Source organism: Massilia sp. LXY-5, assembly GCF_059801075.1.
Map to the genome: position 1 here is coordinate 772,483 of NZ_JBNNEH010000003.1, position 17,805 is coordinate 790,287.

The 17,805-nt window shown below is 67.0% G+C and carries 13 protein-coding genes and 1 tRNA gene; 11 read left to right on the top strand and 3 right to left on the bottom strand.

Annotated features, from left to right (window positions below; translation table 11 throughout):
* Window positions 1-49: 49 nt before the first annotated feature.
* Complete coding sequence (locus ACI48I_RS12440) at window positions 50-577, bottom strand: DsbA family protein (RefSeq protein ID WP_193686609.1); 528 nt, start codon at window positions 575-577, stop codon at window positions 50-52.
* 84 nt (window positions 578-661) lie between these two features.
* Here ACI48I_RS12440 and ACI48I_RS12445 point away from each other — a divergent pair, with 84 nt between their 5' ends.
* Window positions 662-856 carry a DUF1059 domain-containing protein gene (locus ACI48I_RS12445; RefSeq protein ID WP_498574349.1) on the top strand — a complete coding sequence of 65 codons (195 nt, stop codon included), beginning with the start codon at window positions 662-664 and terminating at the stop codon, window positions 854-856.
* Window positions 857-890: 34 nt separating this feature from the next.
* Here the strand turns inward: ACI48I_RS12445 and ACI48I_RS12450 are convergent, their stop codons facing one another.
* Window positions 891-2,189 carry an acetyl-CoA hydrolase/transferase family protein gene (locus tag ACI48I_RS12450; RefSeq protein ID WP_498574350.1) on the bottom strand — a complete coding sequence of 433 codons (1,299 nt, stop codon included), beginning with the start codon at window positions 2,187-2,189 and terminating at the stop codon, window positions 891-893.
* Between the two features lie 160 nt (window positions 2,190-2,349).
* On the opposite strand from ACI48I_RS12450, the gene ACI48I_RS12455 reads away from it, so the two are divergent.
* From ACI48I_RS12455 to ACI48I_RS12475, 5 genes are all read left to right on the top strand, one after another.
* Window positions 2,350-2,985, top strand: coding sequence for a hypothetical protein (locus ACI48I_RS12455; RefSeq protein ID WP_498574351.1), 636 nt, complete (start codon window positions 2,350-2,352; stop codon window positions 2,983-2,985).
* A 121-nt stretch (window positions 2,986-3,106) separates the two neighbouring features.
* Window positions 3,107-3,865 (top strand): 3-hydroxyacyl-CoA dehydrogenase, encoded by a 759-nt coding sequence (locus tag ACI48I_RS12460; RefSeq protein WP_193686605.1) that lies wholly within the window; start codon window positions 3,107-3,109, stop codon window positions 3,863-3,865.
* 99 nt (window positions 3,866-3,964) lie between these two features.
* Complete coding sequence (gene ggt / locus ACI48I_RS12465; RefSeq protein WP_498574352.1) at window positions 3,965-5,749, top strand: gamma-glutamyltransferase; 1,785 nt, start codon at window positions 3,965-3,967, stop codon at window positions 5,747-5,749.
* A 199-nt stretch (window positions 5,750-5,948) separates the two neighbouring features.
* The gene (locus ACI48I_RS12470) at window positions 5,949-10,214 is read left to right on the top strand and encodes a hybrid sensor histidine kinase/response regulator (protein WP_498574353.1); all 4,266 of its coding nucleotides are present in this window, start codon (window positions 5,949-5,951) and stop codon (window positions 10,212-10,214) included.
* A gap of 54 nt (window positions 10,215-10,268) precedes the next feature.
* Window positions 10,269-10,958 carry a response regulator gene (locus ACI48I_RS12475; protein WP_193686603.1) on the top strand — a complete coding sequence of 230 codons (690 nt, stop codon included), beginning with the start codon at window positions 10,269-10,271 and terminating at the stop codon, window positions 10,956-10,958.
* A gap of 18 nt (window positions 10,959-10,976) precedes the next feature.
* On the opposite strand, the gene ACI48I_RS12480 is transcribed toward ACI48I_RS12475, so the two are convergent.
* Window positions 10,977-11,612, bottom strand: coding sequence for a DedA family protein (locus tag ACI48I_RS12480; RefSeq protein ID WP_498574354.1), 636 nt, complete (start codon window positions 11,610-11,612; stop codon window positions 10,977-10,979).
* A gap of 272 nt (window positions 11,613-11,884) precedes the next feature.
* On the opposite strand from ACI48I_RS12480, the gene ACI48I_RS12485 reads away from it, so the two are divergent.
* The 5 genes from ACI48I_RS12485 to ACI48I_RS12505 all read left to right on the top strand — a co-directional run bounded on the left by ACI48I_RS12485 (window position 11,885) and on the right by ACI48I_RS12505 (window position 17,687).
* Window positions 11,885-11,959, top strand: a tRNA-Arg gene (locus ACI48I_RS12485).
* A gap of 293 nt (window positions 11,960-12,252) precedes the next feature.
* Entirely contained in the window at window positions 12,253-13,599 is a 1,347-nt protein-coding gene (locus tag ACI48I_RS12490) for an RNA-guided endonuclease InsQ/TnpB family protein (RefSeq protein ID WP_498574355.1), read from the top strand.
* A gap of 198 nt (window positions 13,600-13,797) precedes the next feature.
* Window positions 13,798-15,711 carry an ATP-binding cassette domain-containing protein gene (locus tag ACI48I_RS12495; RefSeq protein ID WP_498574356.1) on the top strand — a complete coding sequence of 638 codons (1,914 nt, stop codon included), beginning with the start codon at window positions 13,798-13,800 and terminating at the stop codon, window positions 15,709-15,711.
* Window positions 15,712-15,962: 251 nt separating this feature from the next.
* A complete protein-coding gene (locus ACI48I_RS12500) occupies window positions 15,963-16,427 on the top strand; it encodes a hypothetical protein (protein ID WP_498574357.1) in 465 nt (154 codons plus the stop codon).
* A gap of 30 nt (window positions 16,428-16,457) precedes the next feature.
* Entirely contained in the window at window positions 16,458-17,687 is a 1,230-nt protein-coding gene (locus ACI48I_RS12505; protein ID WP_498574358.1) for a glycosyltransferase, read from the top strand.
* Window positions 17,688-17,805: the final 118 nt, after the last annotated feature.

Consider the following 17,805-nt stretch of genomic DNA (forward strand, 5'->3'; position numbering starts at 1 on the left):
GAGCCCACCCTGCGTTACTGTTGCGATAGCCCGCTCCCGCCGTTGCCGTTCAAGCCTCGTCCAGCGCCTTCTTCAGCGCCGACGCCAGCGACGCGTGATCCGAATCCCCGTGATAGCGCTCGCCGTTGATGAAGAAGGTCGGCGTCCCGCGCGCGCCGAGCGACTGGGCCTGTTCGGCGTCGGCCTCGACCCGGGCACGGTGCTTGCCGTCGTCCAGTTCGCGCGCGAAGCGCTGGGCATCGATGGCCAGGTTCGAGGCCAGCGCGGGCAGGGCATCCTCATCGAGCATGTCCTGGTTTTCGAACAGGGCGTCGTGCATCTCCCAGAATTTGCCCTGGGCGCCGGCCGCCTCGGCCGCTTCGGCCGCCGGCGCGGCGAAGGGGTGCAGGTCGACCAGGGGCAGGTGGCGGTAGACCAGGCGCACGTGCTCGCCGTGCTCTTGCATCAGTTCGGTCAGCGCCGTATGGGCGCGGGCGCAGTAGGGGCACTGGAAGTCGCCGTATTCGACCAGGGTAACCCGGGCCTCGGGCCCGCCGCGCACATGGTCATGTTCTTCGATCCTGATGCTGTCGCTCATCGTTGCTCCAATAGTCGAGTTTGCTTGAATCGGGGCCGGCCGCGCTTACACTGAAGGAGCGGACACCCCGCTGAGGAGGTCATCATGGCACGCAAATACATCGATTGCCGCGAGTTTCCGAGCGAAAAGAACTGTTCTGTCACCATCGCCGCCGACAGCGAGCAGGAGTTGATGGAGGTCGCGGTCCAGCATGCGGTCAGCGTGCATGGGCACCAGGACACGCCGGCCTTCCGCGACCAACTGCGCGCAACCATGCACGAGGGCCGCCCGCCGGAATGATGCGCGGGCAGGCCGCGCCGCAGGAGGGGGCGCCTCAGAACACGCACATCCGGTTCGCCTCCTCGCGCAGCCAGCCACGAAAATCCGGGTGTGCGATCGCAATCAGCGCCTGCGCCCGCTGCTTGGCCGACTTGCCGCGCAGCTGGGCCACACCGAATTCGGTGACGACATAGTTGACGTCGTTCTTGCTGGTGGTCGCATGGGTGCCCGGCGTCAGCATCGGCACGATGCGCGAGATGGTACCGTCCTTCGCGGTGGCGGGCAGCACGATGAAGGATTTGCCGCCGCGCGAACGGTTCGCCGCGCGCACGAAGTCGACCTGCCCGCCGGTGCCGGAATAGGGCAGGTGGGCGATGCTTTCGCTGCCGCACTGGCCGAGCAGGTCGACCTGCAGGCTGGCATTGATCGAGATGAGCTTGTCGTTCTGCCCGGCGATATACGGATCGTTGGTGAAATTCGAGGGATGCATCTCCAGCATCGGATTGTGGTGCATGAACTCGTACAGGCGGCGCGAGCCGAGGGCGAAGGTAGCGACCATCTTCCCTGGCAGCAGGGTCTTCTTCCGGTTGGTCACCGCGCCGCATTCGACCAGCTTCAGGATGCCGTCCCCGATCATCTCGGTGTGCACGCCGAGATCGTGCTTGTGGGTCAGTTGCATCACGACGGCGTCCGGAATCCCGCCGTAGCCGATCTGCAGGGTCGAGCCGTCCTCGATCATGTCGGCCACGTACTTGCCGATTGCTTCCTGCACCGGCCCGATCGCTGGCAGGCCGACCTCCAGGATGGGGTCGCTACTTTCGACCAGGCTCGTGACCTGGGAAATGTGGACGTGGCAGTGTCCGTGCGCGAAGGGCACGTTGGGATTCACCTCGAGCACGACGACGCGCGCCTTGGCGACGGCCGCCATCGTGTAGTCGGCACCCAGGCTCAGCGCAAAATAGCCCTGGGCGTTCATGCTGGAGGCCATTGCGAAGACGACGTCGGCCGGCATCAGCTCGCGTTCGATCAGGGTCGGGATTTCCGAAAAATAGTTCGGGATGAAATCGCACCAGCCGCCCTGGCCGCTGGCGCGCGAGGCGCCGCCGAAGAACAGGGCGGCGTGGCGCACGTGCTGGGCCGTGTCCTGGTCAAAATAGCCGTATTTGCGCATCGCCAGGATCTGCGCCACCCGCACGCCGTGCCAGCGGGTGCGCTGATCCGACAGCGCTGTCAGCAGTGTGGGCGGTTCGCCGACGCCGGTCGGCACGATGATCATGTCGTCGTCGCGCAAGTGCGCCAGGGCATCCAGGGCGCTGCCGCGTCTGGCTTGGTAGAGTTCCTGTACCGTCTCCATTGCCGTCTCCATGTTTGATGTCGTCGCCTCGCTGGGCGGATCAATCTCCAGCGTAACCTGCGAAACTGACGCGGACATGACAGCCCGCCAGGGCAGCACGCGCGCGCCATGCGGCGTCATGGCGGCAGATAATTCTCCCATCGATCCCATGGAGGCGAACATGAAGCACGCGAAACATTCGAAGCCGCTACGCGCCGCCCGGATTGCGCTCGTCATTCTCGCCATACTCGCGGCAGGCACGGCGGCCGGGCAGACGACTGGGCAATCCGCTGCAGGACAGCCGCGCACCCCGCCATCCGGTGCCGCACAGGTGACGCCGGCCGCGCCCGGTCCCAGCTACGGCCCGGTCCTGCACCCGCAGCCGCTGAAATCCGAGCCGGGCGCCCAGCCCGAGCAAACCCCGCAGGCGCAGGAAGAAAAGGCCGGCGCCGTGCCGCCCGGCCACACGACCGAGGTCGATCCGTCGGCCCGGCCCGGCCCGCAAGCAAAAGACCCGGCGAAAACCGATACCCGCAAGGAGCAGAAGAAGGGCGTCAAGCGCAGCGCGCGCCTGTCGCCCGCGCAACGGGTCGACATCGTGCCGCCGGCCGCGCCCGGTCCCTTCCAGCCGCTGGCCGCGCCGCCGCCTGTGCAACCAGTGGCGGTGGTGCCAGGTCCTGCCCAGATCAACAGTTGCACCGGCGGCATCTGCCGTGATACCGGCGGCGCCACCTACAACACCGGTGTCGGCAACGCTGCCGTGAACGGCCAGGGCCGCCTGTGCACCCGCAACGGCGACACGATGCAATGCTTCTGAGCAGGACGGCAGCGCGGCGCAGGCTTTTAACGCGAACGTGGTTTTTTCCCCCAAAAATTCGCTACAATCTTGTGGGTTGACGTTAACGTAAACGTCAAAAAGAACGCAAAAAGGGAAAACCATGCAAATTCAGAACAATGTGTTCATCATCACCGGCGGCGCGTCGGGCCTGGGAGCAGCTACTGCGCGCATGATCACGGAAGCGGGCGGCAAGGTCGTGATCGCCGACGTGCAGGCGGAAGCGGGCGCGGCGCTCGCCGCTGAACTCGGCGGCCAGTTCGTCAAGTGCGACGTCACCTCGGAAGAAGACGGCAAGGCGGTCGTGGCCGCAGCGGTGGCCCTGGGCACGCTGCGCGGCCTGGTCAACTGCGCCGGCGTGGCGCCGGCCGTGAAGACCGTCGGCAAGGACGGTCCGCATCCGCTGGACGTGTTCCAGCGCGCGGTGAACATCAACCTGGTCGGCACCTTCAACATGGCGCGCCTGGCGGCCGAAGCGATGGGCAATACCGAAGGCGCCGAATACGGCGAGCGCGGCATCATCATCAACACCGCCTCGGTCGCGGCCTTCGACGGCCAGATCGGGCAAGCCGCCTACGGTTCCTCGAAAGCGGCCGTGGCCGGCATGACGCTGCCGATGGCACGCGACCTGGCGCGCAGCGGCATCCGCGTGATGACGATCGCCCCGGGCATCTTCGAGACGCCGATGCTGATGGGCATGCCGCAGGAAGTGCGCGACTCGCTCGGCAAGATGGTGCCGTTCCCGCCGCGCCTGGGCATGCCGAAGGAATACGCGCACCTGGCCAAGGCCATCATCGAAAACGTGATGCTCAATGGCGAGACGATCCGCCTGGACGGTGCCATCCGCATGCAACCGAAGTAAGCGGCGAATGTTGCATCTGACAATTTGAGGTAGGATGCCAGGAATGTTGGGCGTGCGCGGCGGCTGGCCGGGCACGCCCTTGTTACTTTCAAGGACTCCATGACCATCAAATTCAAGATGCTCGCCTGCGCGGCGGCCCTGCTGGCGCTGTCCGCGCCCCCTACGATTGCACTGGCACAGGACACCGCCCAGCGCGCCCCCGAAATCGCGACCGGCTATGCCGACAAGGCCGGCTGGGCCGCACGCAAATACATGGTGGCCGCCGCCAATCCGCTCGCAGTCGAGGCCGGCTACGAGATGCTGAAAAAGGGCGGCACGGCCATCGATGCCGCGATCGCCACCCAGCTGGTGCTGACCCTGGTCGAGCCGCAAAGTTCGGGCATCGGCGGCGGCGCCTTCCTGGTGCATTACGACGGCAAGAAGGTGCAGGCCTTCGACGGCCGCGAAACCGCGCCGATGGCGGCCAACGAGCACCTGTTCCAGAATCCCGACGGCACGCCGCTCTCGCGCACGGCCGGCGTGGTCGGCGGCCGCTCGGTCGGCGCGCCGGGCGTGCTGCGCATGCTGGAACTGGCCCACAAGCAGCATGGCAAACTGCCCTGGAAAACCCTGTTTGCGCCCGCCATCCGCCTGTCCGAACGCGGCTTCGCCGTCAGCCCGCGCCTGAACGGCCTGCTGACCTGGGACGCCCACATCCGCAAGGATCCGACCGCGGCCGCCTATTTCTACGACCCGGACGGCAATGCCTGGCCGGTCGGGCACATCCTGAAAAACCCGGCGCTGGCGAAATCCCTGCGTGAGATCGCGCAGGGCGGGGCCGACGCTTTTTATAAAGGCCATATCGCACGCGACATCGCGGCCAAGGTCCATGCGCACCCGACCAATCCGGGCTTGCTGACCGCGAAAGATATCGCCGATTACCGGCCGCGGGTGCGCGAACCGGTTTGCAGCGATTACCGCGTCTACACCGTCTGCGGCATGCCGCCGCCATCCTCGGGCGGCATCGCCGTCGCGCAAATGCTCGGCATCTTCGAGACGCGTGACCTGGCGAAGCTGGCCCCGATCGATGGCGTGCCGGGGCCGGACGCCGTGCACCTGTTTTCCGAAGTCGGACGCCTGGCCTATGCCGACCGCAACCGCTACGCGGCCGACACCGATTTCGTGCCGCTGCCGGGCCGCGGCCTGCCGAGCCTGATCGACAAGGCCTATCTCGCCAGGCGCGCTTCCCTGATCGGCGAACGCTCGATGGGCGAAGCGCCGGCCGGCAATCCGCCCGGCATGGAGGTGGCCTGGGGCAAGGACAACGCCATCGAAACGCCGTCCACCTCGCACCTGGTGGTGGTCGACAGCCACGGCGCCGGCCTGTCGATGACGACGACGGTCGAGGACGCGTTCGGTTCGCGCCAGATGGTCGACGGCTTTATTCTGAACAACCAGCTGACCGATTTTTCTTTCGATTCGGTTGACGCCGACGGCCCGATCGCGAACCGGGTGCAGGCCGGCAAGCGTCCGCGCAGCGCCATGTCGCCGACCGTCGTGTTCGACAAGCAAACCGGGAAGCTGGTGCTGGCGGTCGGTTCACCCGGCGGTCCGGCGATCATCAATTATGTGGCGAAAGTACTGGTCGGCACCCTCGACTGGGGCCTGAACGTGCAGCAGGCGATTGCGCTGCCGAATTTCGGCAGCCGCAACGGTCCGACCGAGCTGGAAGCAGGGCGTTTCCCGCAAGCGACGGTCGATGCGCTGACGGCGCGCGGCCACACGGTGCGCCAGACTGAACAGAATTCCGGCCTGCACGGCATCATGCGCTTGCAGATCCATGGCGAGCCCTGGTGGTTCGGTGGTGCGGATCCGCGACGCGAAGGGGTTGCAAAAGGCGATTAATGGGCGATGAATGGGCAACTAAGAGTAGCTTATGGGCAATAATTCCACTCATGTCCGGAATTGTTTGCTAACCTTGCGGAGTGGACCGCCAACCTGATCATTTCCTCTTCGCCGCCGGCGCCGGACAGCATGCATTCCGGCCGTGCGCGGCAGTCCGTTCCTGCTGCTGCCTCGTAGCCGCGGGCAGGACATTTCCTGTTTGTTTTTTCACCGCATGAGGGCGCTGCTGTCCGGATGGCTGCTGGCGCTGGCCGGCTGTCTCGGCATGCTCGGCCCGGCCCTGGCCGGGCCGGCGCCGACCCTGCGCTTCGAGCACCTGAGCGTCGAGGATGGCCTGGCCCAGGAATCGGTGCTGGCCATGGCGCAGGACCGCGACGGCTTCATGTGGTTCGGCACCCAGAACGGCCTGTCGCGTTTCGACGGTTACCGCTTCGTCAATTTCCGTAACGCCGTCGGCGACCCCACTACGCTGGCCAGCAACTGGGTCAGGGTGCTGCACGCGGACCGCAAGGGACGCTTGTGGGTCGGCACCGACGGCGGCCTGGCGCTGTACGACCCGACGGCCCAGACATTCCGCCCGTACCTGCCTACCGGTGGTTCGGGACGGCGCGGCAATGGCGACATCCACGTGCGCGCCATCGTCGACGACGGCAAGGACGGTTTGTGGCTCGGTACCGCCGACGGCCTGCAGCACGTCGACATCGCCAGCGGACGTTTTACGACCTGGCACCACGTCGACGGCGACCCCGACAGCCTGGCCGACGACGGCATCAACGCGCTGGCCCTCGACAAGCGCGGCCGCCTCTGGATCGCCACTGGCGCCGGCCTCGACAGCCTGGACGGCGCGGGGCTGCGCTTCGAACATCACCGGCCTGCTTCGGGCCCCCAGGAGAAGGTGCAGTCGCTGCTGCTCGACGCCGGGGATAACCTCTGGATCGGCCTGCTGACCGGGCTGGAACGCAGGCCGCTGGGGAGCGGCGCGGCTGCCCCGCGCCGCTACGGCCCCGAGGACGGCATCCCGCGCACCTGGATCTCCACCCTGTACGACGATGGCCAGGGCCAGGTCTGGGTGGGCAGCCACGACGATGGTGTGTTTCGCTGGGACAAGGCGCACGACCGCTTCGAGGCGCACCGCCGGGTCGTCACCGACAAGCACAGCCTGGCCGACAACTATATTTCCGCCTTGTTCCGCGACCGCGTCGGTACCTTCTGGGTCGGCACCTGGTATGGCGGCGTCTCGCGGGTCGACCTGAGCAGTGGCGGCTTCGCGCGCATCGTGCGCGAGAATGACGGCCTCGGCATTTCCGCCGACAACCGGGTACGTGCCATCGAGGACGATGGCGCCGGCAAGCTCTGGGTGGCCAGCGCCGCCACGCTGCAGCACTATGATCCGGCCAAGAGCGGACCCGGCGCCTACCGTATCTGGCGCCACGACCCCGGCAATCCGAACAGCCTGATCGACACCGCGGTCAATGCCCTGGTGCGCGACCACGACGGCATCGTCTGGATCGGCGGCCGCACCGGCATCACCCGCTTCGACCCGGCACGCGGCCGCTTCACGCGCCGGGTACTGGTGCCGGAAGACGCCGACGCCAACAACGTCCGCAAGATGACGCTCGGGCGCGACGGTGCGGTCTGGATCGCCACCCGCGGCGGCCTGCACCGGCTCGACCCGCGTAGCGGCGCGCTCGAGTCCTACCGGCACGACCCCAACCGCCAGGCCAGCCTGGCCGACGACATGGTGCGCCCGGTGCTGGAAGACCGGCGCGGCCGGCTCTGGGTCGGCTCGTTCAACGGCCTCGACCTGCTCGACCGCGTCAATAAACGCTTCCGCCATTTCCGCCACGATCCCTACCAGGCGAGTAGCCTGAGCCACAACGAGGTGCACGCGCTGCTCGAAGACCACGCCGGCAACGTCTGGGTCGGCACCGCCGGCGGCCTGAACAAGATGGTCACGGCCGCCGACGGTTCCGTCAGCTTCGTGCGCTACACGACGCGCGACGGCCTGGTCGACGATTCGGTGGCGGCGATGCTGGAAGACGCCGCCGGCGTGATCTGGGTCAGCACCAACAACGGCCTGTCGCGCTTCGATCCGGCCAACAACAGCTGGCGCAGCTACACGGCGGCCGACGGCACCATCGACGGCGCCTATTTCGACGGCGCGGCCCTGCGTGCGTCGGACGGCACCCTGTATTTCGGTGGCTTCAACGGCATGACCGCGTTTGACCCGCGCGCTCTGCGCTACAACGGCATCGCGCCGCCTGCCGTCATCACCGGCATCCAGATCTTCAACCGGCCGGTACAGCAAGCCTATCCGTGGCTGCTCACGGGCCCGGTCGAGAACACGCGCGCGATCACGCTCTCGTTCCAGCACTCGGTGTTCTCGCTCGAATTCTCGGCATTGCACTACGCGGCGCCCAAGCGCAACCGCTTCGCTTATAAACTCGAGGGCTTCGACCAGGGATGGGTGTACACGGACGCCGGCAAACGCTTCGCAACCTATACGAATCTCGAGCCGGGCCACTACGTGTTCCGGGTGCGCGCCGCCAACAAGGACGGGGTATGGAGCGAGACCCCGGCGACCCTCGACATCACGGTCGAGCCGCCGGTCTGGGGCACCTGGTGGTTCCGCGGCGCGGTCGCCTTCCTCCTGCTCGGCGGCTCGTATGCCGGCTACGCCCTGCGCGTGCGCGGCCTGCGCCGCCAGAAGGAGCGCCTCGAGGGCCTGGTCAGCACCCGTACCCGCGAAATCGCGCAGCAGAACAGCCTCCTCGAGCGCCAGACCGAGGAATTGCGCGAGCGCGAGCGCGAAGTGAGCCGCAACACCAGCGAACTAGCGGAAGCCAACCGCGCCCTGTACGAGAACGAGCAGCGCCTGCAGCTGGCCAAGCAGCGCGCCGAGGACGCGGCGCGCCAGAAATCGGAATTCCTGGCCAACATGAGCCACGAGATGCGCACGCCGCTGGCCGGCGTGATCGGCATGCTCGGGTTCGCGCTGCGCGACAACGCCGTGCGCCCGAGCACGCGCGAACAGATCGAGCGCGGCCAGGCGAATGCCCAGTCGCTGCTGGCGATCATCAACGACCTGCTCGATTTTTCGAAGATCGAAGCGGGCAAGCTGACCATCGAAAACATCGACTTCGCGCTTGACGCCGCGATCCAGAACGTGGTCGGCCTGTTCGCCGAGCAGGCCGCCGCGCACAGCGTCGGCTTCTCAATCGAGCTCGCCGACAACCTGCCGCGCTTTGTGGTGGGCGACCCGACGCGCCTGCGCCAGGTGCTGATCAACCTGGTCGGAAATGCCTTCAAGTTCACGCCGAGCGGACAAGTCACCCTGCGCGTGGAACGGCGACCCGTCGACCAGGCGCCGGGAACGGACGATTCAACGGGACACATGATCCGGTTTTCGGTGCAGGACACCGGCATCGGCATCGCGCCCGGCGCGCTGCCGCGCCTGTTCCAGAAATTCGAGCAGGCCGACACGACCACCACGCGCCGCTACGGCGGCACCGGACTTGGCCTGGCGATCTGCCGCCAGCTGGTCGAATTGATGGGTGGCACGATCGGCGTGACGAGCGTGCAGGGAAGGGGCAGTACCTTCAGCTTCGTGCTGCCCCTTAGCGACGGCGTCGAGCCGCCAACGGTCGAGCACGTACCGCGCATGCCGCACACCCACCGCCTGCGCGTGCTGTGCGCCGAGGACTTTGCCACCAACCAGATCATCGCCCGCATGATGGTCGAGGAAATGGGGCACCAGATCGAAGTGGTCGAGAACGGGGCGCTGGCGGTGGCAGCTTGCGCCCACACGCGCTTCGACATCGTCCTGATGGACGGACGCATGCCGGAAATCGACGGCGCCACCGCCACGCGCCTGATCCGTGCCGGCGGTACGCTCGACGCACCGGTGCTCGACCAGCACGTGATGATCGTCGCGCTCACGGCGAATGCCAGCGACGAGGACCGCGACCGGTATCTTGCCTGCGGCATGGACGGGTTCCTGGCCAAGCCGATCGACGAGGCGGCACTGCACTATCAATTGAGCCGGGCCATCGAGCGCCAGCTGCAGCGCGGCATCGAGCTGGCGCCGATGCCGCCCGCCGGACCGAGCGTGGCCGAACTGGACGCAATGTTCGGCATCGCCGACGTGCCGCCCGCAGCGCCGCCGGCGCAGTCACCCGAAATGCGGGCGGCAGCCCTGCATGCGCGCATGCGCGCCGCCTTCGCCGCCGACTTGCCGCGCCGCCGCGCCGAACTGCGCGCGGCCTTGGAAGGCGGGGACCTGGAGGCCTGTGCGCGCGTGCTGCACGGGCTGCGCGGCAGTGCCGCCCACCTCGGGGCGGGCGAGCTCGTGGCGCTGTGCACAGGGCTGGAAGAGGCGGCCGACCGCGGGCTGCAGGCCGAGATCCGGGACGCGCTGCCGGCGCTCGAGGCGATGCTCGGCACGTTTGAACGGCTCTCGGCCTGATCCGGGGGCAGATCGTATAATGTTCTTCAAAGCAACAAATTTGGCGGGGGCGGGATGAAGGTGCTGGTGGTGGACGACGACGTGGTATCGCGCATGATGCTGATGCATCTGGTCGACAGCTGCGGCAAATACGAGATTCTCGAAGCCGAGGATGGCGCCGATGCCTGGCGCCAGCTGGAAGCCGGGCTGCGTCCGGGCATCGTGTTCTGCGACCTGCGCATGCCCAGGCTGTCGGGCACCGAGTTGCTGACGCGGGTAAGGGCGCAGCCGGAACTGGCTGGGCTGCCCTTCGTGCTGGTCTCGGCCGCCAACGACGGCGCCACGATCGGCGAGGCCGATGCCCTCGGCGCGACCGGCTATGTCGTCAAGCCGTTCCGGGTCGAGAGCCTGCGCCCGCACCTGATGGCGCTCGCGCCCGACGAGACGCCGGCGGCCAGCCTGGGACGTCTGGGGATCGACGCGGCGCGCCTCGCGCTCTACCTGGGCGGCCTGGAGCGGCAACTGGCCGAAGCCGCCGGCATGATCGAGACCGCGCTGGCGCAGGGCGACACGGCTGCGGCAATGGAGCGTTTGCGGCGCCTGCGCGAAGGCTGCGTCATGCTCGGCCTGCACGGCGCGGCCACGGCGCTGGCGCGGGCGGAGGCGGCGCCCCAGGCGGCCACGGCTGCGCAGGCGCTGGTGGCCGCGTCGGCCGCAGTCGCGCGCCAGGCGACATCCCTGCGCGCGGGCGGCAGCCCCGCCTGAGCCGCCGCCACGGCGGCATCAGCCCGGTTCGTGTTCCTTCTTGCGGCTGTCGGCCCGGGCCGGCGCGCGGTAGGTGATCACCCGGTACAGATACCAGGCCAGCAGCACGCCCAGCACCACCTTCGACACCGGGTCGACATACGTCGACACTTGCTGGTATTTGCTTTCGAGCAGAAATCCGGCCGCCGTCAGCAGCCCGGTCCAGGCCAGCGAGCCGATGCCCGAATACAGCAGGAACTGCCCGAGCGACATGTTGCCGAGGCCTGCAGGGACGGAAATCAGGGTGCGCACGGCGGGAATCAGGCGCCCGAACAGCACCGCCTTGCGGCCGTGCTTGCGAAACGCCGCGAGCGCGGTATCGATATCGTCGGCGGCCACCGTCAGCCAGCGTCCATGGCGCGCGGCGAGGCGCTTGAGGCGCTCGCAGCCATATATTCTCGCCGCGTAGTACCAGGGCAGGGCGCCCGCCACCGAGCCGGCCGTGCCTGCCAACAGCACGCCCACCAGGTTCAGCTCGCCACGCGCGACGACGAAGCCGGCAAAGGGCATGATCATTTCGGAGGGGATCGGCGGGAAGATGTTCTCCAGCGCCATCAGGGCGAACACGCCCAGGTAGCCGCTGTGTTCCAGGAAATTGGTGATGAACTCGAACATCGGACACTCCAGGCGGGCTCGGGAGTGGGGATGATAGCGCGGATGAGGAAAAGGCCACGCACGGCCGGGGCCGGTCGGCCAGGCGGGAAAACATGGGGCACTGGCGCTGTTATCGATGCAAGGACGAAACAGTCTGCGGAGCGGGGCGCAGGCGACCGGGGGGGAACGTCAGGAAAGGCGCGATGTTGCTTGGGTACGCAACCGTATGCGCACCTACTCGAGCTGCCTGCATTCCACGATAGTTGCCATCCCTGTATAATTCGAGGCTGTGTGTCGCCATCGTACAATGGATAGTACAAGGTCCTCCTAAGACTTAGATGTGGGTTCGATTCCCGCTGGCGATACCACTGTTCCGTCCTGCCTCAAAAAATCCTTGTAGGTTTTCCCCACTTGCTCGCCCGGCAACCCATCTATTAAATTCGGTACAAACGTTCAGACAATCTTTGACAGGTGAATGAGTCTGGCGGCATTAAGACGGCGCGAGTGTCCGGCCTACAGACTTTTTCCGTCGAGTGGGACTTTCGCGCTGGAGAGTTGAACGCTGCCGGATGACTAGTATCTAAACGTGTGCAATCCTGGACGGGATGTACCGGTGGATGCTTTGTCTCACACTTCGCAACGCACAAGCAGGACAGCTCCCATGTTGTTGGCCCATAGCATTCGCCTCAACGCTACCTCCGCACAGTGCGATTACTTCGCACGTGCGGCAGGGACCGCGCGCCGGGTCTGGAACTGGGCCCTCGCCGAGTGGCAGCGGCAGGCGGAGCTGGGTCGGCGCCCGAGCGCGATGGCGCTGAAAAAGCAGTTCAACGCGATCAAGTACGCCCACCCCGACTGGCTTGACGCCCAAGGCCGGCCCTGGTTGCGCACCATCCACCGCGACGCCCATGCCCAGCCATTCGCGCATCTGGCGAAGGCGTGGGCGCGCTACGTTGACGCTCGACGCGCCGGCCAGCCGGCGCTGCCGCCGCATTTCAAACGGAAGGGCCGCTGCCGCGACAGTTTTTATGTTGCCAACGACAAGTTTCGCCTCGAGGGCAGGAGCGCCGTCCTGCCGAAGGTCGGGCGGGTGGCGCTGGCCGAGGCGCTGCGTTTCCCGGGCAAGATCATGGGTGCCAGTGTCACGCGCGAGGCCGATTGCTGGTTCCTCGCCGTCCAGGTCGAGGTGCCCGCCGGGGCCGCGCTGCGGCGCCGTACTGGCGACAGCGTGGTCGGTGTCGACCTGGGTATCTCGGCAGCTGCTACGCTTGGTACGGGCGAAAAGATCGCGGCGCCGCGCCCGCTACGTTCCGCGCTGCGTCGCTTGCGCATCCGTTCGCGTCGCCTGTCGAGGAAGACGCGAGCGGCCAAGGCCGCAGCCGGGATCTCTGGCAGTATCCCGAAAGGCGTGCGGCTGCCGCGGTCAGTCAACCAGATCAAGTGTGCGCGTCGCCTGGCGCGCCTGCATGCGCGCATCGCCCGGGTGCGGGCGGATTTTACCCACAAGCTCACGACGCGCCTGTGCCGCGAAAATCAAGCGGTGGCGATCGAGGATCTGCACGTTAAAGGAATGCTGGCCAATGCGCGCCTGGCGCGCAGCATTGCCGATGTTGGCTTTCATGAGATTCGGCGCCAACTGCAGTACAAAGCGCGCCGCTACCGCACGGTCATCGTGCTGGCCGACCGCTGGTATCCCTCCAGCAGGCTGTGCTCCGCGTGCGGACAGAAAAACGGTACGCTGGCGCTGGCCGAACGCGCGTGGACCTGTCGTTGCGGCGTCCGTCACGACCGCGATATCAACGCGGCCATCAATTTGCAGCGGCTCGCAACCGGCGCCCTTGCGGCGCGCACTGCGCTACCCGTGGCGAGTCCGGCGGCAAGGCCGGGCACTGTTGTCGGAATGGTTCCGGCAGCAGGCGGGGAAGTCACGCCTGTCAGGCACGAACATGGTCGACACGACGGTTCGGGGCAGGAAGAGAACGCTGCGCACTTTTGCGCAGGTTTTTGATAGCAGGCATGTGCACTATCCATTCCAGATTCTTGAACCGAGTGCAATGACAGCCGACGAAAGCAGCTTATTTGGAAGACTATTGGAAGTGTCGCCGCCGCAATCGGTACAATGGCGGCTTCTTTCACCTTCCTCCGCCGTACCGCGCCATCTCAACGAGCTTCGTGAGACCACCGCGGGTGGCCTGCTCACAAGATTATGGCTGTCATTTCTCTCTCGTCCGCGCAACTCGCGTTCGGTCACGTCGCGCTGCTCGACCACGCGGATTTTTCCCTTGAAACCGGCGAGCGCGTCGGTCTGATCGGGCGTAACGGCACGGGTAAATCCTCGCTGCTGAAAACCATTGCCGGGCGTTTCAAACTCGACGACGGCCTGCTCGTCATGCAGCAGGGTATCAAGATCGCCTATGTCGAGCAGGAGCCGACCTTCGATCCGGAGTCGACCGTGTTCGACGCCGTCGCCGCCGGTATGGGCGAGCTGCAGGGCATGCTGGCCGAATACGAAGCCCTGACCGGCCAGTTCGGCCAGGGGGACGACGAGGCGCTGATGGAACGCATGCACGTCATCCAGGTAAAACTCGACGCGACCGACGGCTGGAACCTGAACAACAAGGTCGACACCACGCTCGACCGCCTCGGCCTGGCTGCCGAAGCAAAAATGAATACGTTGTCCGGCGGTATGCAGAAGCGCGTCGCCCTGGCAGTGGCCCTGGTGTCGGCGCCGGACGTGCTGCTGCTCGACGAACCGACCAACCACCTCGACTTCAAGTCGATCATGTGGCTCGAGGGCCTGCTGCGCGAATTCCGCGGCTCGGTCCTGTTCATCACCCACGACCGCAGTTTCCTCGACAACGTCGCCACCCGCATCATCGAACTCGACCGCGGCAAGCTCTTGTCCTTCCCCGGCAATTTCACGACCTACCAGGAACGCAAGCGCGAACTGCTCGCCAACGAAGAAGTCGAGAACGCCAAGTTCGACAAATTCCTGGCCCAGGAAGAAATCTGGATCCGCAAGGGCGTGCAGGCCCGCCGCACGCGCGACGAAGGCCGCGTGCGCCGTCTCGAGGCGCTGCGCCTGCAACGCGTGGCGCGCCGCGACACCCAAGGCCAGATCAAGCTCGACGTCGGCATGGGCGAGCGTTCCGGCAAGATCGTCGCCGAACTCGAGAATGTCTCGAAGTCCTACGGCGACAAGGTGATCGTGTCGAACTTCAGCGGCACCATCCTGCGTGGCGATAAAGTCGGCCTGATCGGCCCGAACGGCGCCGGCAAGACCACGCTGTTGAAGATGATCCTCGGCGAGGAAACCGCGGACAGCGGCACCACCCGCCTGGGCACCAAGCTCAACGTCGCCTATTTCGACCAGATGCGCACCCAGCTCAACGAAGAGGCGAGCCTGGCCGACACCATCGCCCCGGGCAGCGACTGGGTGGAAGTCAACGGCCAGCGCAAGCACGTCATGACCTACCTGAACGACTTCCTGTTCGCACCCGAGCGCGCCCGGTCGCCGGTCAAGTCGCTCTCGGGCGGCGAGCGCAACCGCCTGCTGCTGGCGCGCCTGTTCGCCAAGCCGGCCAACTGCCTGGTGCTCGACGAGCCGACCAACGACCTCGACATCGACACCCTGGAGCTGCTCGAAGAGCTGCTCGAGGAATACACGGGTACCGTCTTCCTCGTCAGCCACGACCGCACCTTCCTCGACAACGTCGTGACCCAGGTCATCGTCGCCGAAGGCCAGGGCCTGTGGCGCGAATATGTCGGCGGCTACACCGACTGGGAGCGCGTCAAGGCAACCGCACCCCAGCCCGCCGCCGCGGCCGCCAAGCCGGCGCCGGCCAAGGCAGCCGAGGCCGCCGCGCCCGACACCGCCGCGAAGAAGGTCAAGCTCAGCTACAAGGAACAGCGCGAACTGGACGAACTGCCGAAGCTCATCGCCTCGCTCGAGGACGAGCAGTCGGCCATCACCGCCCAGCTCAACGCGCCCGACTTCTACAAGACCAACCCGGCCGATGCGCGCCGCATCAACGCCCGCTACGCCGAGATCGACGACCTGTTGCTCGATGCCCTCGAGCGCTGGGAAAAGATCGAAGCGCGTTCGCGCGGCGACGCCTGAGGCTCCTGCCACACTTGCGCCACGGGCTGCCTGCCTGTGGCGCCTCCCGACGGCGGACGCGCCCTGCGTCCCGCCACCGCACTGTGCCTCAGTGCACGACCAGCCTCACTCCAATCCCTGATATCGTCCGGCCCGTCGAACATTAGCATCGGCATCGGTGCGTTTGTCCTTTTGCGTCAAACGCGCCGCCGGAACTCATGCGCATCGGCGAGGCTCGACGATAACGGCCGGGATCTGCAGGCCACGACGAGATGTTTTTCCAGACGCTGGTAATGGCTTCTCCCTTCGCGCACCGGGCCCTGGCGTCCAGCTACCGCTACGTGCAATGGCCTGCGGGCAGTTCGCGCAACGCGCAGGTGCTGGCCGAGGCCGATGTCGAGCGCATCCGCGCCTCGGGCGCCCATTTTTGCCGCAAGCTCGAAGGCGTGCGCAGCGCGGCGCTGCGCGCGCGGCTGGACGCCTGCGCCACGGCCAGGGACGGCCTCGACCGGGCAGACCAAGAGCGCCTGACAAAACAGCCATGGCCGCGTTGCAGCGCCTCGCCGTACCCTCGTACTGTCTTCGCGGTCCGCCGATGCGGCGCCGCGCCTTGCCCTGACTGTTTTGTTCGGCGCTCCAAGGCGCCCACACGCGGCCATGGCACCTTGATTGCCCTCAATCGGGCGCCCCGGCGCGCTTGGGCCGCCGCGGGTCTCCTGCCGCATTGGCTGCGCTAGTATCGACAGCGACACCTCGACCAGACTCCCATGCGTACCCGGCCCTTTTCGATTGCTTTCATCGTTCGCGACCCGCTGCCGCCGCAGCGCGCCGACGTCGCGACCCTGTTCGGCGTCGAGATGCCCGCTTACGGCGTGCATACCGAGCTGGTGGGGCAGGGCGGCGGCACCGGCGCCGGGCCCTGGCGCGCCGGCGGCATGCATGTCGTGGGCAGCCTGCGCAGCCGCTTCGCCAGCCTGCTCGCGCCTCTCTGGGATGCGTTCGGGCTGCTGTGCGCCTGGCGCAGTGCACGGCCGGACTGCATCCAGGTGCGCGACAAGGTCGCCAGCGCGCTGCTGGCCCTGCTGGCGGCACGCCTGTTGCGGATTCCCTTTGTCTACTGGATGTCCTTCCCGATCGTGGAAGGCTTCGAGGCGCGGCGCGATGCGCTGGCGCGCCAGGGCCGCTGGCCGGCCTGGCTGGCGCATGCGCTGCGTGCCTTCCTCTCGCGCCGTGTCGTCTACCGGCTGGTGCTGCCGCGCGCCGACCATGTCTTCGTACAGAGCGAGGCCATGCGCGATTGGCTGGCAGGCCTCGGCATCGCGCCCGAACGCATGACGCCGGTGCCGATGGGCGTCGACGCCACCCTCTTCGATCGCCGCACCATCGCGCCCAGCCATGATCCGCGCCTGGCGGGGCGCCGGGTCGTGCTGTACCTGGGCCGCGTGGCCCGCTCGCGCCGTTCCGACTTCCTGCTCGACGTCGTCCTGCGCCTGCGCGAACAGATCCCCGAGGTGCTGCTGGTGATCGCCGGCGAAGCGCCCTCGGTCGACGAGATGGTGTGGATGCGTAATGCAATTGCGGCGCGCGGCCTCGGGCACCACGTGCTGCTCACCGGCTGGCTGGAGCAGGCGGCGGCGCTGGGTTATGCGGTGCGGGCCGAGGTCGGCCTGTCGCCGATTCCACGCGGCAGGCTGCACGACGTCTCGTCGCCGACCAGGCTGGTCGAATACCTGGCGCTCGGCATCCCGGGCGTGGCCAACGACATTCCCGACCAGCAGCGGATCATCGAAGAGAGTGGCGCCGGCATGTGCGTGCCGATGGAGGCGGGCGCCTTCGCCGACGCTACGCTGCGCCTGCTGCGCGATCCGGGCCTTGCCGCGCACTGCGCCGAACGGGGGCCGCCCTGGGTCCGGAAAAACCGCACCTACGACATCCTGGCGCGCGAGGTCGCGCTGTCCTACCACCGTATGCTGGCACCATGGGGACGTAGGCGCTGAAGACCCACGCCGCACTCCCTGCTCCTGCTGCCATAGCCGCATCCGGTGTTGTATTCGAGCGACGGCAGTTGCCGATAGCGGGTCGTCGTGTCCCGCGCTCCCCCGGCAGGCGATTGAG